The 22,065-nt window shown below is 58.4% G+C and carries 23 protein-coding genes and 1 rRNA gene; 3 read left to right on the forward strand and 21 right to left on the reverse strand.

Translation table 11 applies throughout. From position 1 onward, the window contains the following. Position 1 precedes the first annotated feature (1 nt). From J3348_RS10680 to rsxC, 4 genes are read right to left on the reverse strand one after another with little or no spacing between them, the layout of a single operon-like run. The gene (locus tag J3348_RS10680; protein WP_005943886.1) at positions 2–667 is read right to left on the reverse strand and encodes an electron transport complex subunit E; all 666 of its coding nucleotides are present in this window, start codon (positions 665–667) and stop codon (positions 2–4) included. Between the two features lie 16 nt (positions 668–683). Beyond that, on the reverse strand, positions 684–1,232 hold the full coding sequence (locus J3348_RS10685; protein ID WP_005943884.1) for an FMN-binding protein: 549 nt from the start codon (positions 1,230–1,232) through the stop codon (positions 684–686). After that, on the reverse strand, positions 1,229–2,188 hold the full coding sequence (locus tag J3348_RS10690) for an RnfABCDGE type electron transport complex subunit D (RefSeq protein ID WP_005943882.1): 960 nt from the start codon (positions 2,186–2,188) through the stop codon (positions 1,229–1,231). Before J3348_RS10690 ends, J3348_RS10685 begins: the two co-directional genes overlap by 4 nt. Next, positions 2,188–3,504 carry an electron transport complex subunit RsxC gene (rsxC, locus tag J3348_RS10695; RefSeq protein WP_242702960.1) on the reverse strand — a complete coding sequence of 439 codons (1,317 nt, stop codon included), beginning with the start codon at positions 3,502–3,504 and terminating at the stop codon, positions 2,188–2,190. The genes J3348_RS10690 and rsxC overlap by 1 nt, the downstream gene beginning before the upstream one ends. A 312-nt stretch (positions 3,505–3,816) precedes the next feature. On the opposite strand from rsxC, the gene J3348_RS14395 reads away from it, so the two are divergent. After that, positions 3,817–3,942, forward strand: coding sequence for a hypothetical protein (locus J3348_RS14395; RefSeq protein ID WP_005943878.1), 126 nt, complete (start codon positions 3,817–3,819; stop codon positions 3,940–3,942). A 133-nt stretch (positions 3,943–4,075) separates the two neighbouring features. On the opposite strand, the gene J3348_RS10700 is transcribed toward J3348_RS14395, so the two are convergent. The 11 genes from J3348_RS10700 to J3348_RS10750 all read right to left on the reverse strand — a co-directional run bounded on the left by J3348_RS10700 (position 4,076) and on the right by J3348_RS10750 (position 14,482). After that, entirely contained in the window at positions 4,076–4,612 is a 537-nt protein-coding gene (locus J3348_RS10700) for a DUF5662 family protein (protein ID WP_005943876.1), read from the reverse strand. Between the two features lie 177 nt (positions 4,613–4,789). Next, complete coding sequence (locus J3348_RS10705; RefSeq protein WP_154255538.1) at positions 4,790–6,667, reverse strand: glycosyltransferase family 2 protein; 1,878 nt, start codon at positions 6,665–6,667, stop codon at positions 4,790–4,792. A 1-nt stretch (position 6,668) separates the two neighbouring features. Continuing rightward, on the reverse strand, positions 6,669–7,412 hold the full coding sequence (locus J3348_RS10710) for an ABC transporter ATP-binding protein (protein ID WP_005943870.1): 744 nt from the start codon (positions 7,410–7,412) through the stop codon (positions 6,669–6,671). Between the two features lie 12 nt (positions 7,413–7,424). Then, positions 7,425–8,234 (reverse strand): ABC transporter permease, encoded by an 810-nt coding sequence (locus tag J3348_RS10715; RefSeq protein WP_223388262.1) that lies wholly within the window; start codon positions 8,232–8,234, stop codon positions 7,425–7,427. 6 nt (positions 8,235–8,240) lie between these two features. Further along, positions 8,241–8,807, reverse strand: coding sequence for a dTDP-4-dehydrorhamnose 3,5-epimerase (rfbC, locus tag J3348_RS10720; RefSeq protein WP_097777386.1), 567 nt, complete (start codon positions 8,805–8,807; stop codon positions 8,241–8,243). 71 nt (positions 8,808–8,878) lie between these two features. Next, on the reverse strand, positions 8,879–10,219 hold the full coding sequence (locus J3348_RS10725) for a serine hydrolase (protein WP_207698958.1): 1,341 nt from the start codon (positions 10,217–10,219) through the stop codon (positions 8,879–8,881). A 96-nt stretch (positions 10,220–10,315) separates the two neighbouring features. Then, positions 10,316–10,906, reverse strand: a complete 591-nt coding sequence (locus J3348_RS10730; RefSeq protein ID WP_207698959.1) for a dipicolinate synthase subunit B — start codon at positions 10,904–10,906, stop codon at positions 10,316–10,318. Next, positions 10,903–11,697 carry an NAD(P)-dependent oxidoreductase gene (locus J3348_RS10735; RefSeq protein WP_005943859.1) on the reverse strand — a complete coding sequence of 265 codons (795 nt, stop codon included), beginning with the start codon at positions 11,695–11,697 and terminating at the stop codon, positions 10,903–10,905. The genes J3348_RS10730 and J3348_RS10735 overlap by 4 nt, the downstream gene beginning before the upstream one ends. 137 nt (positions 11,698–11,834) lie before the next feature. Next, positions 11,835–12,428: an ECF transporter S component gene (locus J3348_RS10740; RefSeq protein WP_005943857.1), complete on the reverse strand. Its 594-nt coding sequence runs from the start codon at positions 12,426–12,428 to the stop codon at positions 11,835–11,837. Positions 12,429–12,576: 148 nt separating this feature from the next. After that, positions 12,577–13,557: a Gfo/Idh/MocA family oxidoreductase gene (locus J3348_RS10745; protein ID WP_005943855.1), complete on the reverse strand. Its 981-nt coding sequence runs from the start codon at positions 13,555–13,557 to the stop codon at positions 12,577–12,579. A 28-nt stretch (positions 13,558–13,585) separates the two neighbouring features. Further along, positions 13,586–14,482 carry a type III pantothenate kinase gene (locus tag J3348_RS10750; RefSeq protein WP_207698960.1) on the reverse strand — a complete coding sequence of 299 codons (897 nt, stop codon included), beginning with the start codon at positions 14,480–14,482 and terminating at the stop codon, positions 13,586–13,588. Between the two features lie 338 nt (positions 14,483–14,820). On the opposite strand from J3348_RS10750, the gene coaBC reads away from it, so the two are divergent. Further along, entirely contained in the window at positions 14,821–16,017 is a 1,197-nt protein-coding gene (gene coaBC, locus J3348_RS10755; RefSeq protein WP_097774290.1) for a bifunctional phosphopantothenoylcysteine decarboxylase/phosphopantothenate--cysteine ligase CoaBC, read from the forward strand. A 36-nt stretch (positions 16,018–16,053) separates the two neighbouring features. On the opposite strand, the gene J3348_RS10760 is transcribed toward coaBC, so the two are convergent. Then, a complete protein-coding gene (locus J3348_RS10760) occupies positions 16,054–16,902 on the reverse strand; it encodes a DegV family protein (RefSeq protein WP_207698961.1) in 849 nt (282 codons plus the stop codon). A gap of 329 nt (positions 16,903–17,231) precedes the next feature. Between J3348_RS10760 and murC the strand changes: the two genes are divergently transcribed. Continuing rightward, positions 17,232–18,614 (forward strand): UDP-N-acetylmuramate--L-alanine ligase, encoded by a 1,383-nt coding sequence (gene murC / locus J3348_RS10765; protein ID WP_207698962.1) that lies wholly within the window; start codon positions 17,232–17,234, stop codon positions 18,612–18,614. Positions 18,615–18,676: 62 nt separating this feature from the next. Here the strand turns inward: murC and J3348_RS10770 are convergent, their stop codons facing one another. The 5 genes from J3348_RS10770 to rrf all read right to left on the reverse strand — a co-directional run bounded on the left by J3348_RS10770 (position 18,677) and on the right by rrf (position 22,056). After that, a complete protein-coding gene (locus J3348_RS10770; protein WP_005943839.1) occupies positions 18,677–19,150 on the reverse strand; it encodes an LURP-one-related family protein in 474 nt (157 codons plus the stop codon). A gap of 147 nt (positions 19,151–19,297) precedes the next feature. Continuing rightward, positions 19,298–20,269: a histidine kinase dimerization/phospho-acceptor domain-containing protein gene (locus J3348_RS10775; protein WP_207698963.1), complete on the reverse strand. Its 972-nt coding sequence runs from the start codon at positions 20,267–20,269 to the stop codon at positions 19,298–19,300. Beyond that, a complete protein-coding gene (locus J3348_RS10780) occupies positions 20,251–20,931 on the reverse strand; it encodes a response regulator transcription factor (RefSeq protein ID WP_207698964.1) in 681 nt (226 codons plus the stop codon). Before J3348_RS10780 ends, J3348_RS10775 begins: the two co-directional genes overlap by 19 nt. 4 nt (positions 20,932–20,935) lie before the next feature. Next, a complete protein-coding gene (locus J3348_RS10785; protein WP_154260788.1) occupies positions 20,936–21,799 on the reverse strand; it encodes a TraX family protein in 864 nt (287 codons plus the stop codon). A gap of 140 nt (positions 21,800–21,939) precedes the next feature. After that, positions 21,940–22,056: ribosomal RNA gene (gene rrf / locus J3348_RS10790) — 5S ribosomal RNA — on the reverse strand. Positions 22,057–22,065 lie beyond the last annotated feature (9 nt).

Raw genomic sequence — 22,065 nt, forward strand, 5'->3', positions numbered from 1 at the left:
CTTATTCTGCCTCCTTCTTCAGGTTATCAAGGTCGCAGCAGCTCTTGCGCTCGATGCGGGCATCCAGCTTGCCTTCCAGCCACACACAGCCGGCCATCAACAGGCCAAAGCAGAAGAATGCGCCGGGAGCCTGCGTCATGATGGAGACCTTGGCAACGCTTTCCGGGATCACCTGGAAGCCCAGCCATGTGCCGCTGCCCAGGATCTCACGGATGGATGCCATCAGGGTAGCGGTGAGGGTGTAGCCAACGCCCATGCCCACGCCGTCCAGTGCGGAGTCCACGATGCTGTTCTTGCAGGCGAACATCTCGGCACGGCCCAGAATGATACAGTTGACAACGATCAGGGGCAGGAACACGCCCAGAGCGTTGTACAGGCTTTCCATGTAAGCCTGCATGAACATCTGAACGATGGTCACGAAGCTTGCGATAATGACGATGTAGCAGGGCAGATGCACCTTGCCGGGGATCACCTTGCGCAGCAGGGAGATCATGATATTGGAGCACACCAGCACGAAGGTGAAGGCGGCACCCATGCCCAGAGCGCTGGAAACTGCAGTGGTAACTGCCAGAATGGAGCAGGTACCCAGAACCAGACGCAGAACGGGGTTTTCTTTGATAATGCCGTTGGTAAGGATGCTTACCTTGGACTTATTTTCTTGTGCCATTTCTTACCAACCTCCTTTACGCCAGCTCGTTGTAGCAGTTGACACAGTCATTGATGGCAGCAAACAGAGCGGTGGACGAAATGGTTGCGCCGCTGTAGGCATCGTAATCCTGATTCATCACAATGTTCTGGGTGCCATCCATGCCGTCGAACTGCGCCAGGAAGTCGTCACTGCTCACGTTGGAGCCGATGCCCTTGGTCTGGGTGGAAGCGTCTACCCACATGCCGGTCTCGGCGCCGTTGGCATCAAAGCCCATGATGACGGTCAGGATGCCGCCGTCAAAGCCCTTTTCCTCGGCCTTGATGGCAGTGCTGCCGTCCGGAGCCTTGACCACGCCGGTGATGCCGGCGGTGGTGTAATCGGTCACTTCTTCCAGCTCGCTGGCATCCGAAACGGAGGGCAGCACGCCGACATAAGCGGCCAGAGTGGTGCGCTTGGTGTTCTCGGCAATGACCGGGGCGGTCATACCGTTCACCAGTGCCAGCAGCAGGCTGGCGATCAGGGAGATAACGCTCAGCACAACAATGGGCTTGATGGTGCTCTCCCAGTTGGAAGACTTACTCATTTGCCAGCACCCTCCTTTGCTTTCTTTGCAGGCTTGATGTAGCCATACGGGGTCTGACGGGTCAGATCGTTGATGTAGGGAACCCACAGGTTCATGAACAGCAGTGCGAAGGACACACCCTCGGTGTAGCTGCCCCAGTAACGGATGGCAAAGGTGACGATGCCCAGTGCCACGCCGTACACCAGCTTGCCCTTCAGGGTGAAGGGGCTGGTAACGTAGTCGGTAGCCATGAACACGGCACCGAACAGCAGGCCGCCGCTCAGCACGGCAACCAGAGCCTCGTGCACACTGTGGGTAGCAATGAGGTAGAACACGAACATGCTGCCGACGTAAGAAGCCGGGATGGCGATGCTGATGGTCTTGGTGGCCACCAGATAGATCAGGCCCAGCACGATGGCCAGTGCGCAGGTCTCGCCCAGCACACCGCCGTGGATGCCCATGAACAGATCCAGCAGGCTCAGCTTGGACTTATCGGCCACAGCCAGCGGGGTAGCGCTGGACAGCTGGTCCACCGCTGCATCCGGGAACACCCACTTGTTCATGGAACCGGCAAAGCTGATGAACAGCACGATACGGCCCACCAGAGCGGGGTTTGCAAAGTTCATGCCGATGCCGCCGAACAGCTGCTTGACGATGACGATGGCCACCAGATCACCGATGATGAGCTGGCCGATGGGCATGCCCACGGGCACGTTCATGGCCAGAATGATGCCGGTGACGACGGCGGACAGGTCGCTGATGGGGTTGGTCTTCTTGAGCAGCTTGCAGTACAGCCACTCAAAGGCCACGCAGGCCACCACGGACACGGCTGTTACCAGCAGTGCGCGCATACCAAAAATGATGGCAGAGGCCACCACGCAGGGGCACAGGGCGACGATCACGTTGGCCATCAGGCTCTGGGTGGTCTCTTCGCTGCGCACATGCGGGGAAGCCGAAACAATAAGCTTCGTATCCATTACTTATTGCCTCCTTTTTTGATTTCACCAAGGTAGAACGCCTTTGCCAGACTCATCATCTGGGTAACAGGGCGCTTTGCCGGGCAGACGAAAGAGCAGCTGCCGCAGTTGAAGCAGTAGTCTGCATGCAGCTTGCCCAGCTCCTGCACATCGCGTGCAGCGTATGCCTGATTGACCTCCACAGGCTCCAGACCCATGGGGCAGTACTCCACGCAGCGGCCGCAGCGGATGCAGGGATTCACCGGTGCAGGCTCTGCAGCGGCCTTGCTCAGGAAGATCAGGCCGGAGGTGGTCTTGGTGGTGGGGTAGCTCAGGTTCTCCACAGCGGGGCCCATCATGGCACCGCCGGCAACCACTTTGCCCAGCTCGCCCTTGACACCCGCAAAATCAATGATGTCCTGATAGGCAGTGCCCACGGGGACAACGATGTTCTGGGGCTTTGCACAGGCATCACCGTCCACGGTGATGGTGCGCTCGACCACCGGCATACCGGTAGCCAGATACTTGCCAAGGGTGGAAACGCTGGTCACGTTCATGACGATGGCACCGGCATCTGCGGGCAGACCGCCGTGGGGCACTTCGCGGCCCAGACACTTTTCAATAAGGATCAGCTCTGCGCCGGTGCCGTAGACACTGGGCAGGGGCTTGACCTCGATGGTGCTGTCGCCATTGGTCTTTTTGCACAGCAGGTCGATGCACTCGGGCTTGTTGTTCTCAATGCCGATGACGCACTTCGGGATGCCGGTGTACTGCAGCACGGCCTTGATGCCGCGGATGATATCATCGCTGCAGTTCAGCATCTCCTGCGTATCGCTGGTCAGCCACACTTCGCACTCGGAAGCGTTGATCAGCAGGGTATCCACCTGCTGCTTGGGCTGCAGCTTTACGTCGGTCGGGAAGCCTGCGCCGCCCAGACCGACCAGGCCGCACTCACGCACAGCCTTGAGGAAACTGGCCTTATCGGTCACTTCCGGTGCCTTGACAGCCGGGTCCACGGTCTGTTTGCCATCGGTCTTGATGACGACAGAGTCGCACATGCGGCCATTGGACAGACGGAAGGGCTCCACTGCGGCAACCGTGCCGGAGACACTGGAGTGGATGTTTGCAGAGACGAAGCCGCCAGCCTCGCCGATCTTAGTGCCAACGAATACCTCGTCGCCCTTTTTGACCAGAGCTTTGGCGGGAGCGCCGATATGCTGGCTCATGAGGATGCGTACCTGCGCGGGCAGAGGCATCGGGACCGGTTTGCTTGCAGCAGTTGCCTTGTCATGCGGCGTATGCGCGCCAAGCGCCGCACGTTTCAGCTTGTTCAACATGGAATTCAAATCCCCCATTCTGCTTGAATTGCCGCCCCCACGCCCATGCAGGCGCACTGGTACAGGGGCAGCAGCTGCTTAACATGTTTATTGTATCATTTTGGCGTGGGAAGTCAACGACAATGGCACAAAAATGATGTATTTTCCTGAACTTTCTTTTCATTTTTTCGTGGTTATATACAACTAACCACCGTATTTTTCTTCCTGTATCCGGTGTTTGCCTTTGTATGCGGATTATGCTATACTAAGGGCAACCAAAAACTGCGGAACGTCCCCCGCTCCGCGCCAGACTTACCAAGGAGGCTTGAAACGATGAAGGTTCTCAAAGCACTGCTCGCCGTCCTCACTGCTCTGGCGGTGGCCCTGACCGCCGCGCTGCTGTTCATTCAGGATAAGAATGCACCCCGTTATATCCAGATCTACGAGAACGAGCAGTAACACCCGTCTTGCACAAAAAGCATCCCCCAGCCTGAACGGCAGCGCCGCACGGGCTGGGGGATGTGTTGTTTTATGGCATACAAAAAACACCGCCGTGTCTCCCTCAGCGGTGTTTTTAAGCAAAATATTCCTTTTAGTAATCTTTTTCGCAGCCCAGCAGGTATTTCATGTGCTCAAAGGTGCGGTCATGCCCAAGGTCACGCACCATTTTCAGCAGTTCTTCCAGCAGAGCGCGGGTCTCCGGGTGGAGCAGGTAGTGGGTCTTGCTGCGCTCGTAGTATTCCCACGGGGAAGCGTCCGTGTACTTGTCGCCCAGATAGATCTGGCTGGCAGCCACGCGGTCGCACACCATTTCGCACACATAGCGCAGGGGCATCTTCATGCCGGCAAGGCCCACCTTCCGGGTGCTGTAATCGATCCAGTATTCCAGATGGTGCTTGTTGCGGCCCTTGTGGTGCAGCCACGCGGAGGAATAGCCCCGTGCCGCGCGCTCCGCTTCGTTGGGGCTGTGGTCACCCTGATAATAGATGCAGCCCGGAATGAACTCGGTAGGGCTGTACTTGCTCAGGTCGTGGGCAAGGCCCTGCTCATAGAGCCCGCAGGCAAAGCAGTATTTCATCACCAGCAGCTTGTGCCGGGTGATGGTCTCAAAATGGCCCTTGATGTTCATTTGGTGCTCCTCCTAATAACCCTCTCAGCCATCGCTGCGCGATGTCAGCTCCCCCGAAGGGGGAGCTTTTTCCCTGCGAATCGGCAAGTTTTTCCTGCAAACAGAAGGTTTTCTTTTCCTCCACAGCGCATAAAGCTCCCCCTTCGGGGGAGCTGGCGCGATAGCGCCTGAGAGGGTTCATCCCCTCCACTGCACCGTGATACGTCCCTCTTTCAGCCCGCGCAGATCATTGCCTTCGGAAAAATCCTCCCGGTCCATGGTCAGGTTGGGGTTGTAGTAGGGGTCGTGCAGGATGTTCGCCTTGCCGTGCACGGCATACAGCCGCTGCTGCTCGGCGGCAAAGCGCCGGGCTTTCACCGGGTCTTTTTCATCGCCGCCGCGGCTCTTGCTCTCGTAATGGGTCAGCTGAGCATAGGGTGTCCACGCAATGCGGTATCCTGCATCCCGCACCCGCAGGCAGAAATCCACATCGTTGAAGGCCACCGCAAAGGCTTCGTCCAGACCGCCCACTTCGTCCCACACGCTGGTCTTTACCAGCAGGCAGGCACCGGTGACGGCGGAAAAGTCCTGCACCGTTGCAGCGCGGAACATGTAGCCACTGCCGCCCGCCTTGCGGTATTTGTGGCTGTGGCCCGCGTAGCCGCCAAGGCCGGTCACAACGCCCGCATGCTGCAACGTCTCGTCCGGGTAAAGCAGCTCTGCACCGCAGATGGCCGCGCCGCCGGGGTGAGCACACTGCCGCAAAAGCTCCGTGAGCCAATCCGCATTGCGCACCTCCACGTCGTTGTTCAGCAGCAGCAGGTAATCCCCGCTGGCGTACTGCCGGCCAAAGTTGTTGATGCCGGAAAAGTTGAAGCCCTTCTGCGGGTAGCTGACCACCTGCAGGCCGTCGTAGCGCTGCCGGGCTTCCTTATAATAGGTAAAGGTGGCCGGGTCGGTGGAGTTGTTCTCGATGACGATGACCTCAAAGTTCTCCCAGCTGGTTTTGGTCCAGATGCTGTGCAGGCACTTTTCCAGATCGTCGGTGTGGTCCTTGTTCGGGATGAGGATGCTCACCTTCGGGTCGCCCACGATATCCCACTTCACCCGGTAGGTACTGGGGAACAGGCCATCCTCCACGGTGCCAGTGCGTCCGGTGCGGGCCAGATGGTCGGCCAGCGCCTTTTTGGCTGCTGCCGCCACATAGGGCTTGGCATCGGTGCCGCCAGAGGTGGAGCCTGCGTGCACCCGCCAGTAGTACAGCACCTGCGGCACATGGGCCGCGCCGCTGGTCTTTTCCACAAGGCGCAGGAACAGGTCGTGGTCTTGACTGCCGTCGCACTCCGGCCGCTCCCCGCCAATCTCATCCCACAGCGCCTTTTGGAACACCGCCAAGTGGCAGATGTAGTTGCAGCACAGCAGATAGTCCGGGGCGTAATCCGGCTTGAAGTGGGCCACCATGGGCCGCTGGATGCTCTTGGAAAAGAGTGCTTCATCGCTGTAGAGGAAGCCGTCCGGCTCGCCCTGCGCCCGCAGCTGCAGAATGGCTTTGCCCATGGTGTACATGGCGTGGGGCGCAAGGATATCATCGTGGTCGGCAAGGGCCAGATATTCCCCTGTGGCAAGCTCTGCCGCAGCATTGGTGTTGGCCGCAATGCCTTTGTTTTCGATCTTTTGGTATACGATGCGTTGATTCTTTGTCTGATATTCCTCCACGATGCGCTTCACATCGGCATGTTCTGCATCGGAAGCATCCGCAAGGCAGAGCTGACCGTTGGGGGCCGTCTGGTTCACAAAGGAATCCAGAAATTCCCGCATGTATTTTTCCGGTGTATTATACAGCGGGGTCAGGATGCTGATGGTGGGCAGGCCGCAGTCTGCCGCCGTTTTGCCGGCCATTTCAGCCCGCTGGGCTTCCAGCACCTTTTTGGCGGGCAGATAGCGGGCACGCTTGCCAAAGCAGCGGCGCTTGACAAAGCCCGCGCCCCGTTTGAGCATAGTGGGCAGTCCCTCGTCCTTCGTCAGCTGCACCGCATAGCCTGCCAGTTCTCTGGCACGTTTCAGTCGTACATTCATATCAGGCCTCGCCGCGCTGCGTTGCCTTGTAGGCCGCGCAGACCGTTGCCGTATCGCCATTCATTTTCAGGTGGCCGTGGCTCAGCCATGCCACCTTGCTGCACATGCGCTCGATCTGCTCAATGGAGTGAGACACCAGAATGACCGTGGTGCCGCCCGCCATCAGCTCCTGCATCCGCTTTTCGCACTTCTGCTGGAACAGGAAATCGCCCACCGAAAGCACCTCGTCCGCAATGAGGATATCGGGCTTGGTGATGGTGGCAATGGCAAAGCCGATGCGGGCCACCATGCCGGAGGAGTAGTTCTTGAGCGGCACATCCAGAAAGTTCTGCAGCTCGCTGAACTCCACGATCTCATCAAACTTTTCGTCCAGATACTTGGGCGAGAAGCCCAGCACCGTGCCGTTCAGATAGATGTTCTCGCGGGCAGTCAGGTCCATATCAAAGCCCGCGCCCAGCTCGATGAGCGGGGCGATGGAGCCGCGGACCGTCACCTTGCCCTTGCTGGGCTTGTACACGCCCGCAATGGTCTTGAGCAGGGTGGACTTGCCCGAGCCGTTCAGGCCCACAAGTCCGTAGAAATCGCCGGGCATGATGTCCAGACTCACGTCCTTGAGGGCGTAAAATTCATCGTACTGCAGGCGGCCCTGCACCATGGCCAGAAAATACTCTTTCAGGCTCTCATGCTTTTCCTTGGAGAGGTTGAAGCACATGGAAACATTGTCCACTTTGATGATCGGTTCCATTGTTCTTCCTCCTTAAATATGCAGCACAAAGCGGTCCTGCGTTTTGCGGAATACCCACACGCCCACCAGCATGGAGAGCACGGCGCAGCAGCCGCACACCGCGAACATGTTGAAATCCAGCGGGATGCCCCACATCACGGTACGGCGGAAGCCTGTGATGTACCAGTACATGGGGTTCAGCTTGATGATCTGCTGCATGTTGAACCCGCCGATGGAAAAGGTCATCTGGGTGGGGTCGTAGAAGATGGCGGAAAAATACAGCAATGCGGTGATGAACACGCTCCAGATGTGCATGATATCCCGGAAGAACACGGTGGCCGCTGCCAGAAGCAGGCCCACGCCCAGACTGAAGAAGAACAGCGTCACCAGCGGGTAGACCGCCTCGATGAGGGTCAGGTGGAAGGGTGCACCGGTGAAGATCATGACCAGCAGCAGCGCCACAAAGCTGAACACGCAGTTCACCATGGCAAAGCAGCACTTTTCCAGCGGGAAGATATACTTGGGGATATACACCTTTTTGAGCAGGGGCGCAGCGCCCAGCACACTGCTCATGCCGGTGGAGGTGGCCTCGTTGAAGAAGTTGAACAGCAGCTGGCCGCACATCAGGAACACGGCAAAGTTGTCGATGCCGCTGCCGCGCATGTCCATCAGACTGCTGAACACGGCCCAGTACACAAGGCACATGAGCAGCGGGTTCAGAACGCTCCACACCACGCCCAGCACGCTGCGGCGGTATTTGAGCTTGAAGTCACGGCTGACGAGGTTCCACAGCAGATAGCGGTAGCACCAGAAGCCGTTCCACATTGCTTTGAATTTTGCCACAGGCGATCACCACTTTTCAAAATATTCAAACTTCTGTGCAGCAAAGGGCTCGTGCAGCTTGTCCTTTGCGCTGGTCTTGTGCTCGCAGCCGCAGTCCGGCCACTGCACGTTCACGGTGGGGTCATCGTAGGGGATGCCGCCCTCGCTGGTGGGATCGTACACATCGGTGCACTTGTAGCAGAACTCTGCCACATCGCTCAGCACCAGAAAACCGTGTGCAAAGCCCTCCGGGATGTAGAACATCTTCTTGTTCTCCTCGGAAAGGGTCACGCCCACCCACTTACCGAAGGTGGCGCTGTGGGGGCGGCAGTCCACGGCCACATCGAACACCTCGCCCTTGGTCACGCGCACCAGCTTGCCCTGCGTGTGCTCCTTCTGGAAGTGCAGGCCGCGCAGCACGCCGCGGGTGGAGCGGCTCTGGTTGTCCTGCACGAATTCCTTATCGATGCCGGCTTCGGCAAACTGATCCTTCTGATAGGTCTCCATAAAATAACCGCGGTCGTCGCCGAACACCTGCGGCTCAATGACCACAACACCGGGGATCTCGGTCTGAGTAAACGTAAACTTGCCCATATTTTGTACCTCTCTTTTGTGAAGCATGTTTGTTTTATCTGGAAAAGTCTGTTCGACGCAGGCTTTTGCGCTTATTTGCCGCGGCGGGTCTGTCCCTGTTCCGTACGCGTTCTGCGGCGTTTCTTCCGCCAAGTGATGAACCGCACCACCAGAAAAGTCACCAGCGCTGCCGCTGCGGTGGACCCCAGCGAGATGCCCAGCAGCCAGAATGCATGGCTTTGGGGCTTTACCGCCTTGGCCGCTTCCAGCTCCTGACCGGTGCTGTTCTCCAGCAGTTCAGGCAGGCCGGAAATTTCTGCATCCACACGCACGCTGGTGCTCTCCTGCTTTTCGCCGCCGTGGACGGTGTACACAGCGTACACCTCCGGGTCAGAGCCAAGGACATAGCTTTCCGGCAGTTCCAGCGTCACCTCCACATCGTCGGCAGTCAGGCCGTTGGCCAGCAGCAGCCGCACGCCGGGGTCGGAGACGGTCACGGTGCCAAGGCTCCCGCCGCCGCCCATCACCGGCAGCTGCGCGGTCACGCCCTGCGCGGGCAGGTCGGTGTAGCCGGTAAAGGTGCTGAACGCATAATCCAGCAGGGTGCGCATATCGTTGTATTTATCAGTGCTCAGCTCGCTCTGCATGGTCACGCAGATGAGCCGGACGCCGTTCTGCTCCGCCAGACAGGCGTAGCTGTAGCGGGCCGTGTTGGTATAGCCGAGCTTGGAACCCAGAATGGACGAGATGTAGTACCGGCTGGAGCCAATGCGCATTTTGTCCTGCTGGGAAAAGTAGCGGGTCACGGGCTGGATGTTGGTGGGGTCCATGGTGTACATCTCATTGCGGGTGAACACCTGCTCAAAGCCCGGCTGCTCCAGTGCCCAGCGCAGGATCTGCGCCATATCGTAGCAGCTGGTGTAGTGGTCCTCGTCGCTGATGCCGTGGGGGTTTGCAAAGTGGGTGTGCGCAAGGCCCAGCTCTTCTACCCGCGCATTCATCTTTGCCACGCCGTCCGCGATGGTGCCCTCTCCCACATATTCGGCCAACAGGTTCGCGCCGTCGTTGGCACTGGCCATCTGGGTGGCGTATAGTGCATCGGTCAGGGGCACTTCTTCGCCCTCGCGCAGGGCAATGTGACTGGAATCGGTGCCCGCCAGCGAGTAAACATCCTCGTGGGTCACGGTGAGCTTTATATCATCCCAGTTTCCCTGCGCCTTTTCGCAGGCAAGGCCCAGCGTCATCACCTTGGTGATGGATGCCGGGTGCAGCTCTTCGTTCATATTCTGCTGTGCCAGCACAAGGCCGGTGTCTGCATCGATGATGCAGTAAGCGCGGGTGGCACCAAGGGCAGGGCCAGCCGCCGCTGCCCCCGGCACGAACACGCAGATCATAAGCAGCACAACGCACAGCGCCGCTGTCAGTTTTTTCATCTGGTTTTTCTCCATTGAGCGTTTTTCTGCCCGTCGTACTGCACCGGCAAAGCATCAAATTCAGTATACCACATTTTGTCCCGGCTGAAAAGCCATTCAGACGTTGTTTTGCAGCAGAACGGGCTGCAGCTGCAGCCCGGCCAGCGCAGCGTCCAGTGCAGCGGGCAGACGGGCAAAGTCCGCCTTCAGGCTGTTGGGCTTGTGGATGGGGTCATCCTGCCCGTAGGGCACAAAATAGTAATGCTTGCGTTGGTAGAGCCGGGCCATGTTCTCCCCCGATGCGCCCAGCCCATCGTTGGTGGAAATGCCCACCACCACCGGGCATCCCACCCGCAAAAGGCTTTTTGCCGCCAGCGTTACCGGCGTATCGGAAAGCCCCGCCGCCAGCCTTGCCAGCGTGGCCCCGGTGCAGGGCGCGATCACCAGTGCACTGACCAGCTTTTTAGGGCCAAGCGGCTCCACGGCCTGCAATGTGTCCAGCACTGCATGGCCGGTAAGGGCTTCCAGCCGTTCCTGCCAAAACTGCCCGGTGCCAAAGCGGGTGTCCTGCTTTGCGGCAAAGCTCATGATGGGCAGCAGCTCCCAGCCCTGTTCTGTCAGCTGCTGCGCTGCCGCAAGCGCCGCTTCCAGTGTGCAGAAGCTGCCGCACACCGCAAATGCAATGCGTCCTTTTTTCTGCGTTCTCATGTGTGTTCCTCCCGCTCCCGCAAAATGGTCAGCACGGTGCGTGCCACCGCTTCCCCAGCCGTGTCCGGCGCACAGGCGGCGGGCAGGCTGAGCGCATGGATGGCCTTGCAGCCCAGCCGCTGCGCCGCAGCAAAGTCGGTGCCGCCGGGCTTTGATGCCAGATCTACGATCAGGCTGCCGGGCCGCAGAGCCGCCAGCACCGGCTCGGTCAGCACCGGGGCCGGGATGGTGTTCACCACCGTATCAAAGGCCGGAGCCAGCGCGGCCAGCCGGGCAAGCTCTGCACCCCGCAGACCAAGGCTCTCGGCCAGCGCACGCTGTTCGGCGCGCCGGGCACAGACAGTCACATTTGCCCCCAGTGCCGCCAGCCGCGCCCCCAACGCCTGCCCCACCGGGCCAAAGCCCAGCAGCAGAAGGTTTGTGCCCCACAGGGTGCGGGTGCGCTCGGCCAGCAGGATGCCAATGCAGCCCTCCGCCGTAGGGATGGCATTGTACACCGTCAGCTCCGGTCGGGCAAAGTAATCCACCAGCTCCACGCCAGCTTTCTGTGCGATGGTCTTTGCCTGAACTGAGAGCCTGCCGCCCAGTGCCACCGCGCCGGGTTTTGCGGCCCGCAGCAGCTCTGCCAGCGGGGTGCGGGCCGCATCCAGCGGCAGAGGCAGCAGGATATAATCTGCCAGTGCAACCTGCTCGGCTCCGCCCACCGCATAACCTGCCCGTTCCAGCACCCGGCCTGCCGCCGCCTGCCGGGCATCGGTGCCCACCACCGCAAACAGCTTTTTCGCTTCCATGCCGCATCCCCCTTTGCCTGCTCGTGGGCCATCCTATGCAGGAGAAATATTTGTTGTGAAAAAACTCCTCCAGCTTTCGCCGGAGGAGTTTTTTATCACGATTATAGAATGCGCCGCCCTGACATCCGGCACATCTTTTATTTTACGAACTTTGCCACAGCACGGGCTACGATGCCGCCCAGAATGCCGGAGACAAGGAACTCGGCCACGCCCTGAACGCCGACCAGCAGCACCACGAACATGAAGGGGTTCGCAGCACCCTTGACGGACACGAGGTTCTGCACGTAGTCACAGCCGTAGAAGGCCAGCACGATCCAGCCCATGAAGAACACCGTGTTCAGGAACGGGGCGCTCATGGCACTGAGGATATAGCTCCAGGTGCCGGGCTTGTCAAAGCGCTTCAGGCCGCTGAAGATCAGGCCGCAGCACAGGCCCATCAGCACACGCATGCCCACACACAGGATAAAGGTGTTGACGGGGCTCACCTGAAACAGTGCGCCGGTCATGGCGGAAGCACCAGTGATAGCGTCATAGAAGCTCACTGCGCCGAACACGCCGCCCAGCAGCGCACCCACAGCGGGGCCCATGGTGATGGCACCCACTGCAATGGGAAGGGTCAGGAAGCTCATGTACAGCGGGCCCACAGGCACACTGCCCAGACCCACCATCTTCATGACCAGCTCAATGGCAACCAGCAGCGCCACACGGGTAAGAGTTTTCGTATTTTTCATATTCAGTTTTCCTCCTGCTGCCGTTCCGCCCTATACGTCGGATACGGCGCAAACCTGCCCGCTCTATGCGGGTTTTAAAGTAAATATTCAAATAATTTGGAGCGCGTTTTGTCAGGGCGTGTTCCAATGGAAATGGCTGTTTTGGGGGTCAGTGGTCGCACGGGAAGCGGATGCCCGCATTGCGGCGGGCCACCGTGAGCACACGGCTCACCGCGATGGTGGTATCCTGCATCCGGCCGCACAGCTCCTGATCTCCGCTCTCCAGCGCACGGGCAAAGGCTTCAAACTCTGCCGCCTGCCGGGGCCTGCCGCCATTCAGGTTATAGTGCTCTTCCTTGCCCTCGTTAGGGTGGAAGGTGATGCCGCCGCAGCAGTTGGCGGTGGACTTCTGCAGGATATAGCCCTTCGTGCCCTGAATGATGTACCGGGCCGGGGCCGCGCAGTCCTTGGCGGCGATGCTCACGGCCTTGAAGCCGCTGTAATCCATGGTCAGGATGCCGCTGGTGTCGATGCCGCGCTCCATGTTGGCGGTATATTTGGCCTGATTCGGCTCCCCGAACAGGCCCACGATGTAGCTTACATTATATACGCCAAGATCCATCAGGGCACCGCCGGCACAGGCCGGGTCAAAGGCAGGCTGTACATCGCCTGCACAGAAGGCATCGTACCGGCTGGAATACTGGCTGAAATTGCACTGTACCAGCTTCACGGTGCCAATGCGGGGCAGCAGCTCCCGGATCTTTGCGTAGTTTTCAAGGTACTGGGTGGTGATGGCTTCAAACAGGAACACCTTTTTGTGCCGTGCCAGATTTACCAGTTCTTCCGTCTGGGCCGCCGTGGGTGCCAGCGGCTTTTCCACAATAACATGTTTGCCTGCTTCCAGCGCCACGCGGGCATAGCGCACATGCTGCAGGTTCGGCACTGCAATGTACACCACATCCACCCACTGCAGCAGTTCCAGAAAATTGGTGGTGTGCTGCGGCACGCCGTACTGGCCGCAAAGGCTCTGAGCCAGCTCGGCGCTGCGCTCGGTGCTGCAGATGGCCTGCACCGTAAAAGGCGTGTGCTCTGCAAGCCATGGCAAAAATTCCCGCACGATCTTGCCCGTGCCAAGAATGCCTAATTTCATCTGATTTTTCTCCCCATCCTGTCGTTGGTCAGCCTACCAGCGCTTCCGGCTCGCGGCGGGTGCGCTTTTTGGGGTAGGTGCGCTGTTTTGCATGGCCGTGCTGGTTCTGTCGGCCATAGTGCCTGCCGCCGCCCGCACTGTGGTGCTGCGGCTGGGACGCATTGAGCTGGTACAAAAGGGCAAGTCCCTTCATCAGCAGCTCCGGGTCGTAGGTCAGCGGGTGGCGGCACAGCGGTGTCACATACTTTGCCAGCCCTCCTGTTACCACCAGAGTGGCCGGACGGCCAAGCTCTTCCTCAATGCGCTGCACCATGCCGTCAATGAGCACAGCCGTGCCCATCACGGAGCCGGACAGCATGCATTTTTCGGTGTTGGTGCCAATGGCACTTTTGGGCGAGCCAAGATGCACCTGCGGCAGCTGGGCACAGCGGTCGCCCAGTGCCCGCAACCCGGTGGAAAGCCCCGGGCAGATGACACCGCCCCGGAACACGCGGTTCTCGTCCACCACATTAAAGGTCGTGGCAGTGCCAAGGTCCACCGTGACCACCGGCAGCGGAAAATTTGCCGCCGCATAAGCCGCATCCACAAGGCGATCCTTGCCCACGGCGTGGGGTTCATCCACGCCCATGGTCAGTCCGGTTCGGATCTCCGGCGAAACGATGACCGGCTTTTTGCCGGTGTAGTGGCGGGCGCACTCGGCCAGTGCCCCGGTGATCTGGGGCACCACGCTGGTGAGCACAGCGCCCTCAAAGCGCATGGGGCGCTCAGGATGGCGGCGGTGCGCAAAAATTTTATCCATTTCGACACGATATTCTGCAGCCGTGCGGGTGCGCACCGTGTCCATGCGCGCCACAAAGCATACACGTCCGTCCCGAATGCCCCCAAGGGCGACGGTGGTGTTGCCTATATCAATGGCTAAGATCATAATTCTGTTTTCCTTTTTAAAGGTTTGAGTAACGGCAGGCCGGCATCTTATCCAGACGGCGGGCCGGTAGTTTCTCTGAGGACCGTCCGCTGGGGTGGGACCCTGTTGCCGTCAGGCAATAGGGCGGGCGATGGAATGGCCCGACTCGTGTCCGAAGAGAAAGCTGCCGGCACACCGACCCTAACGGGTTGTTCATCTATTCTTTGTCAAGCTGTATTTTACCGCATTTTGTCCCCAGTTACAAGCCTGTACAAAGATTTTGTTGTGCTGGCGGAACTTTTGCATTATACTAAAGGAAGATATGTGGAAACAGTACGTTTTTGCAGGAGGTTTTACCAATGGATCTGAACGGAAAATGCGTCCTTCTGGGCGTAAGCGGCGGCATTGCCGCCTATAAAATGGCCAACGTGGCCAGCGCACTGCGCAAGCTGGGAGCCGATGTGGAGGTCATCATGACCAAAAATGCGACCCAGTTCATCACCCCTGTTACATTTGAAACGCTTACCGGCCACAAGTGCATGGTGGATACCTTTGACCGGGATTTCAAGTTTGAAGTCACCCACATCTCGCTGGCAAAAAAAGCCGATGTGATCCTTGTCGCCCCGGCCACTGCCAACGTCATCGCCAAGATGGCCCACGGCATCGCCGATGATATGCTCACCACCACAGTGTTGGCTGCAAAGTGCCCCAAGCTCGTTTCTCCGGCCATGAATACCGGAATGCTGGAAAACCCCATCACGCAGGATAATATCGCCACGCTGGAACGCTACGGCTTCACGGTGATCCCCTCCGAGAGCGGCGTGCTGGCCTGCAAGGATGTTGGCAGCGGCCGTCTGCCTAAGGAAGATGTGCTGATCGAGTATATCCTGCATGCCATTGCCCGGCCCAAAGATCTTGCCGGTCTGCGCATTGCCGTCACCGCCGGCCCCACGCAGGAGCCGCTGGACCCGGTGCGCTACCTCACCAACCATTCCACTGGCAAGATGGGCTATGCCCTTGCCCGTGCCGCCGCCATGCGCGGCGCGGATGTCACCCTTATCCACGGCGAGACTGCCCTGCAGCCGGTCAAGTTTACCACCGATGTGCCCGTGACCACTGCTCAGCAGATGTACGAAGCCGTCACCAGCCGCTTTGATGCTACGGATGTGCTCATTATGGCCGCTGCCGTGGCCGACTACCGCCCCGCTGCCGTGGCAAACGACAAGATCAAAAAAAAGGACGGCGACATGTCCATCCCTCTGGAACGCACGCCGGATATTCTGGGCACCATCGGCCCCAAAAAGACCCACCAGTTCCTGTGCGGTTTTTCCATGGAGACCCGCGATCTTGTGGAAAACTCCTCTGCAAAGCTGACCAAAAAGAATCTGGACATGGTGGTTGCCAACAACCTGAAAGTGGCCGGTGCCGGTTTTGGCGTGGACACCAATGTAGTCACCCTCATTACCCCGGACGGCACCCGTGAGCTGCCGCTGATGAGCAAGGCCGATGTGGCCGATGCCATTCTGGATGAAATTTTAAAACGCCGCTCCCAGTGAGAAAAAGTGGCTGTCGCATGTGCAACAGCCACTTTTTTATTTTTCCTTCCGTGCAAACACGATGCCAATGGTACCCGGGCCGGAATAGCCGCCGATGGTGGTGCCGATGTCTGTCTCGTGGCATTCCTTGAAGCTGCCGTATTTCTTCAGCCCCGCCTTCACTGCGTCCATGCAGCCGGGCTTCGGCTGGCAGGAGGAGATGAAGACAAGGCTGTCCTCGATGTCGTTGCGTTCCACCAGACGGTCGGTGATGTACTTGCCCACGCAGATGGGCAGGCTGCCGCGGTATTTTTTGACTACCTTCAGTTCGCCGTCGATCACTTCCAGTGCGGGCTTGATGCCCAGCAGGTTTGCCCCGAAGGCCAGCACACCGGAGCAGCGGCCGCTCTTGGCCATAAAGTCCAGCCGGTCCAGTACAAAGCTCAGCTCTACCCGTTTGGCAAGGCTCTGCAGCCGCATCGTAATGTTGCGAGTGGGCAGGCCATCTGCAGCCCACTTGGCCGCTTTCAGCACCAGATAGCCCTGCCCGGTACAGATATTCTGGCTGTCCACCACATAGACATTCTCGAATTCGCCTGCCGCCAGCTTCGCATTCTGGAAGCAGGACGAAAGCTTGCTGCTGACCGAAATATGGATCACCGCATCGCACTCTTTGGCAAACGGCTCAAAAAATTCGGTATATTCCACCAGATTTGCGGCGGCGGATTTGGGCATTTTGCCGCCCGCATTCACATAGGCAAACACATCTGCCGGGTGGATCGTTACGCCGTCCAGATAGCTATCCTCGCCCATCAGAATGTGCATGGGCATCAGGGCAATGTCCCACTGTGCCAAAAGCTCTTCGGACAGGTCGCAGGTGCTGTCCGCTGTGATCTTGATTCTCACATTATTTCTCCTTTTATAAAACCGTTCTGCATCCTCTGTCGGCCGCACCAACGATCCCTTAAAAAATTGTCCTTTTCTATTTTACCACAGATGATTCAAAGTTGTTAAGTATTTTGTAAAGGCAAATGTAAATCTTTTATGAAGAAGTTCCCGGTTTCGGTTTTCTTGTACACTTATCACAAATTCCGAATTGGATTTATGGTTCTTTCCGAAAATTCGGGTTTACCTGTTTATTTTGTCCGCCAAAAATTATATAATAAGATGTATCCTAATAGAATGGATTGAATCGGTCTGCTCTGCGGCCGTTATTTATTTGGAGGTTGCCTTATATGTTCATGTACACCGATTACAACCAGCACCTGCTGGACAATGTAAAAAAGATCCACTTCATCGGCTGCGGCGGCAGCGGCATGTATCCGCTCATCCAGATCCTTGCCGCAAAAGGCTACGAGATCTCCGGCAGCGATGTGCTGGATGGCAGTATCATCCGCTACGAGCGTGAGATGGGTGTCAAGGTCAGCCTGGGTCACAGCGCCGATAATGTGATCGGCACCGACATGGTGGTCTACTCTGCCGCCATTTCCAAAGATAACGTGGAGCTGAATGCCGCTGCCTCCTACGGCATCCCCACCATCGAGCGCAGCGTTCTGCTGGGTTACGTGAGCCGCCTGTACAAACAGAGCATCTGCGTCTCCGGCACTCACGGAAAAACCACCACCACTTCCATGATCACCACTGCGCTGGAGTTGGCAGGCCGCGACCCGTCTGCCGTCATCGGCGGCAAGCTTCCGCTGATCAATGGCTACGGCAAGGCTGGCAAGGGCGACGATATCGTAATTGAGTCCTGTGAATTTGCCGAGACCTTCCTGAAACTGACCCCGTACCTGTCCGTTGTGCTGAACATCGACAATGACCATCTGGATTACTACGGCAGCATGGGCGAACTGAAATTCGCCTTCAAGCGCTTTGCCCTGATGACCAAGTTCATGATCTTTGCCAATGCGGACGACAAGAACACCATGGATGTCATGTACACGCTGGACCGCCGCGTGCGCACCTTCGGCATCCAGAACGACGGCGATTATCAGGCATTGAACGTGAACGAATACAAACCCGGCTTCTTTGAGTTCGACCTGAAGGAGTGGAACAAGGTCACCGGCCATATCCGTCTGGCTGTGCCCGGCTACCACAACATTTACAATGCGCTTGCCATGTGCGCCGTCTGCCGCTTCGTCGGTCTGACCGTGGAGCAGTGCGCCGATGCCGCCCTGAATTTCAAGGGTGCCGGCCGCCGCTTTGAGGTCTACGGCGAGTGTAACGGCGCTTTGGTCGTGGACGATTATGCACATCATCCCACCGAGCTGCGCGCTACCCTGAACACTGCCAAGGAGATGGGCTACAAGCGTCTGATCGCCGTCCACCAGCCGTTTACATACAGCCGCACCAAGCTGCTGTTCAACGACTTTGTGGATGTGCTCAAGATCCCCGACATCACGGTGCTGACCCCGATCATGGGCAGCCGTGAGCCCAACGATCCCACCATTACCAGTGCAAAACTGGCCGCTCAGATTCCCGGCTCTGTTCTGGTGAACAGTCTGGAGGAGGCCGCCGAGTGGGTCAAGCAGAACGTCCGGGAGGGCGATCTGGTCATCACCCTCGGCTGCGGCGACATCTACAAGGCCAGCAAGATGATGGTGGCCGACAACCAGTAAAGAATCTGCTATACAAAAAGAGGAACGACAGCTGTCGTTCCTCTTTTTTTCGTTGATCCGGGTCAGTTCCGCGAGCACTTTTCCGCGTCGATGGCCAACACGAACATCAGCACATAAAGCGCATCCTTCGGGTCGGTGATGTCCAGAACGTAGGTGTCCGTCCAGTGGAACGGTTCCTTGGACACGGCAGCCACCGTGCCGCCGTCCGGGCCGGTGATGGTATAGTCCCACTCGAATACATCGCCCTCCACATGCCAGCCGTTGAAGTCGATGTTGTACTTCGGCTTGAAGAAGGTCAGCTCCTTTTTCAGGGTACCGATGCAGGTCTCGCCCTCGTACAGCTCAAACTTGGGCAGCCAGGTCAGGATCTCTTCCTTGACGGTGCCCAGCTCCTGCTGTTCTTCCGGGTCGTAGATCTTCAGGCAGTGCCCCCAGGACAGCTGCCCCTTGACCACATACACGGTGTTTTCGTTTTCGTCGTAGATGTCGTAGCTGTCAAACCAGCTGAATGCACGCTGTCTAAAAAGCAGTTTCATCTTCCTCACCTCACTCGGAATACGATTTGGGACGTCCTTTTCGTGCGGTTCTTCCGCTTTTTTCCATCATACCAGATTCTGCCTCATCGTGCAATCCCGAAGCAGCCCCGCCCGGAACATTCTCCGGGCGGGGCTGCCGTTTGCCGTTCAGTTTTCTACGATTCGGCATGTTTTGTCATTCTTTTTCGTTTTGTATTTCAGTGGTGTCTGCACTTCGGCGCGGATCTTGCCAAGATAGGCGCGGGTCTGCTCTGCGCCCTGCAGAATCGCTTCCACCTGCGCCCGCTGTTCCTCAGTCAGGTCATCCTCCGCCAGCAGCTCCGCGTTGCCCTTGATGATGGTCAGCGGCGTTTTCAGCTTGTGGGACAGCCGAATGATCTGCTCCCGCTGCCGCTGCTCCATGTCCCACTGCTTCTGCAGGCTACCGGTCAGTTCATCGCCCATGGTTTGCAGCGCCTGCAAAGTGCTCTCGTACTCCCGCACCTTCGCGCCGGAAAACACCGCGCTGTCCAGATCCTTCCGTGCCACCGCCTGTGCTGCGGCGGTCAGCTTTTCAGTCTCCCGGGTCAGGAAGCGCCCGGTCCTGTGGGTGCTCCACACCACCGCCCCCACCAGCAGCAGAATGCCCAGAATGCAGTGCACGGTCTGCATATCCGGCAGCACGCCCCGCAGCGCAGGGTTGGCATAGGGCACGGCATAGTCAAATTGCAGCAGACAGACCGTTCCGTCCTGCAATTTTGATGTCATATAATACTGCGTGTAGCCAAAATGCCAGCGGGTTTTCCCTTGTCGGTTCTCCATTGCCCGCTGCAAGTGCCCGGCATCCATGTTGGTGGCCAGCACCTCGCTGCTGTCCGGCGCGGCAAACAGGGCGTAACGGCACAAGGAGTCCAGCTGCGTCTCGTCAAAAGTAGCGGCGGTCATGCCTGGCAAAACGTCCTGTGCGGCTTTCTGACAGGCCTGTGCAGCTTGATTCGCGGGAAGAAACAGCCCGCCGTTCTGGATCCACAGCATCAGCACCAGCAGCCACCCCACCGCGACCAGCAGGCAGGCCAGCGCCGTGCGCACCAGATATTGCAGCAGCACGCTGCGCAGAGAGGTCAGTCTTCGCTTTTCCATCGGTACCCCACGCCCCATACGGTATTGAGCAGCTTTTCCGGCTCCGGCACGCCCGCCGCCCGCAGCTTTGCCCGGATATTTTTGATGTGCTGTGTCACGGCGGTGTCGTCCGCAGTGCCGTCAATGCCAAAAGCCGCTTCGTAAATTTGCTCCTTGGTAAAGGTCTGCCCTGCGTGCAGCGCCAGATACTCACAGATGGCATACTCCGAGCGGGTCAAGGGCAGCATCTTCCCCTCCACCGCCGCGCTCCGGGCGGTCAGGTCAAAGGCTACGCCGTTGCGCACCATCCGGTGCGCCGGGGTGCGGCTCTGCCGCCGCAGATGTGCCGCAACCCGCGCCCGCAGCTCAGCCACCCGGAAGGGCTTGGACAAAAAGTCGTCTGCCCCGATGCCCAGCCCCTCCAGCACAGCGGCCTCATCGGTGCGGGCGCTCAGAAACAGGATGGGCACTTCGGTCAGGCTGCGGATGCGCCGACAGACCGCAAAGCCATCCTCCCCGGGCATCATCACATCCAGCAGAATGCAGTCTGCCCAGCGGCAGAGCGCCTCGGTCAGCGCTCCGCCCGCCTGCCGCGTTTCTACCCGGTGGCCGTCCCGCTCCAAAGTGGTGCGGATCAGCTTGCAGAGCTCCAGATTGTCGTCCACGGCCAGAATATTCGCCACAAGATCACCTCAACACGTTATAAACAAGGCAGGATGCTCCATACAGCAGGTACACATGGGCGGGGTAGAACCAGTAGAACAGCCGCTTATGTCCGCTGCCACGCTGCCCATTGTACAGCAGCATCAGCAGCACCGCCGCTACGCCGAACCACTCGTAGTAGTCGGTGAACATCTGCGTCCACACAAAATCCGCCTGTCTGCAAAGCATCCCAAAGGTCGGCACAAAATCACATAGGAAAATGAGCACGGCCCATGCCGTCAGCTGTACGCGGCGATGCCCCCGCAGGGCATACAGCAGCACACCGCCCAGCAAAAAGCTCCAGCCGCCGTCCGTGATGGTTGTCCACATGGGCAGCGGGCTTGTAATGACAAAGGCCACGATCGTTGAAGCAATGGGCATCTCCTGTACCCCGGGGAAGAGCAGCAGAAATACTACCACCACATACGGCCAGCACAAAACGGCGGCAATGGCGCCAATGCCCTTTGCGAATTTTTTCTCCCGCAGCCAGTCAATGCCCTGCCAGACGATGCACAGCAGCACAAGATCCTGAAAAATAGCATTCTGCGGGTAGAAGCCATCCCCGCGCCGGAAGGCCTTGGCGTAAATCATAAAAAATTCCAGCGCCGCCATGGCTGCGCCGATAGCCCAGATGCGGATAAAATACCGCCTGCGGTCATGGGTATGGGCAAAGCCCTCTACCGTGCAGAACAGAAACAGCGGCGCACTGAGCCGCCCCAGCATACTGAACACCGTCGGGATGCAGCCGGTGAACTCGAAGAAATAATGAATGTGATCCAGTACCATCAGCACCAGTGCAATGGTCTTGAGCTGGGTACCGTCCAGCCCTTTTTTCGTCAATTTTTCCATACAGGCTCTCCTTTCCTTGTGCATTCAGTGTAACAGGAAAATCTGTAGAAAGTATAAGTTTCTGCCTTTATGATACTATTTTTTGCCCCAAAACGCAAACAAAAAAGCCCTAAGACTTTCATCTCAGAGCTTTCTGTTCAAGTCGGCGACTACCTATTTTCACGCGCCGTTTCCAGCGAACTATCTTCGGCACAAGTGAGCTTAACTTCTGTGTTCGGAATGGGAACAGGTGGAACCTCACCGTCATCGACACCGACCGATCTGAC

This window comes from Faecalibacterium sp. Marseille-Q4896 (assembly GCF_017377615.1).
Lineage (GTDB): Bacteria > Bacillota > Clostridia > Oscillospirales > Ruminococcaceae > Faecalibacterium > Faecalibacterium taiwanense.

What these genes read in the sequence shown, in the direction of transcription:
- J3348_RS10680 (WP_005943886.1), bottom strand. Translation starts at nt 667, where the DNA reads ATGGCACAAGAAAATAAGTCCAAGGTAAGCATCCTTACCAACGGCATT.
- J3348_RS10685 (WP_005943884.1), bottom strand. Translation starts at nt 1,232, where the DNA reads ATGAGTAAGTCTTCCAACTGGGAGAGCACCATCAAGCCCATTGTTGTG.
- J3348_RS10690 (WP_005943882.1), bottom strand. Translation starts at nt 2,188, where the DNA reads ATGGATACGAAGCTTATTGTTTCGGCTTCCCCGCATGTGCGCAGCGAA.
- rsxC (WP_242702960.1), bottom strand. Translation starts at nt 3,504, where the DNA reads ATGTTGAACAAGCTGAAACGTGCGGCGCTTGGCGCGCATACGCCGCAT.
- J3348_RS14395 (WP_005943878.1), top strand. Translation starts at nt 3,817, where the DNA reads ATGAAGGTTCTCAAAGCACTGCTCGCCGTCCTCACTGCTCTGGCGGTG.
- J3348_RS10700 (WP_005943876.1), bottom strand. Translation starts at nt 4,612, where the DNA reads ATGAACATCAAGGGCCATTTTGAGACCATCACCCGGCACAAGCTGCTG.
- J3348_RS10705 (WP_154255538.1), bottom strand. Translation starts at nt 6,667, where the DNA reads ATGAATGTACGACTGAAACGTGCCAGAGAACTGGCAGGCTATGCGGTG.
- J3348_RS10710 (WP_005943870.1), bottom strand. Translation starts at nt 7,412, where the DNA reads ATGGAACCGATCATCAAAGTGGACAATGTTTCCATGTGCTTCAACCTC.
- rfbC (WP_097777386.1), bottom strand. Translation starts at nt 8,807, where the DNA reads ATGGGCAAGTTTACGTTTACTCAGACCGAGATCCCCGGTGTTGTGGTC.
- J3348_RS10725 (WP_207698958.1), bottom strand. Translation starts at nt 10,219, where the DNA reads ATGAAAAAACTGACAGCGGCGCTGTGCGTTGTGCTGCTTATGATCTGC.
- J3348_RS10730 (WP_207698959.1), bottom strand. Translation starts at nt 10,906, where the DNA reads ATGAGAACGCAGAAAAAAGGACGCATTGCATTTGCGGTGTGCGGCAGC.
- J3348_RS10735 (WP_005943859.1), bottom strand. Translation starts at nt 11,697, where the DNA reads ATGGAAGCGAAAAAGCTGTTTGCGGTGGTGGGCACCGATGCCCGGCAG.
- J3348_RS10740 (WP_005943857.1), bottom strand. Translation starts at nt 12,428, where the DNA reads ATGAAAAATACGAAAACTCTTACCCGTGTGGCGCTGCTGGTTGCCATT.
- J3348_RS10745 (WP_005943855.1), bottom strand. Translation starts at nt 13,557, where the DNA reads ATGAAATTAGGCATTCTTGGCACGGGCAAGATCGTGCGGGAATTTTTG.
- J3348_RS10750 (WP_207698960.1), bottom strand. Translation starts at nt 14,482, where the DNA reads ATGATCTTAGCCATTGATATAGGCAACACCACCGTCGCCCTTGGGGGC.
- coaBC (WP_097774290.1), top strand. Translation starts at nt 14,821, where the DNA reads ATGGATCTGAACGGAAAATGCGTCCTTCTGGGCGTAAGCGGCGGCATT.
- murC (WP_207698962.1), top strand. Translation starts at nt 17,232, where the DNA reads ATGTTCATGTACACCGATTACAACCAGCACCTGCTGGACAATGTAAAA.
- J3348_RS10770 (WP_005943839.1), bottom strand. Translation starts at nt 19,150, where the DNA reads ATGAAACTGCTTTTTAGACAGCGTGCATTCAGCTGGTTTGACAGCTAC.
- J3348_RS10775 (WP_207698963.1), bottom strand. Translation starts at nt 20,269, where the DNA reads ATGGAAAAGCGAAGACTGACCTCTCTGCGCAGCGTGCTGCTGCAATAT.
- J3348_RS10785 (WP_154260788.1), bottom strand. Translation starts at nt 21,799, where the DNA reads ATGGAAAAATTGACGAAAAAAGGGCTGGACGGTACCCAGCTCAAGACC.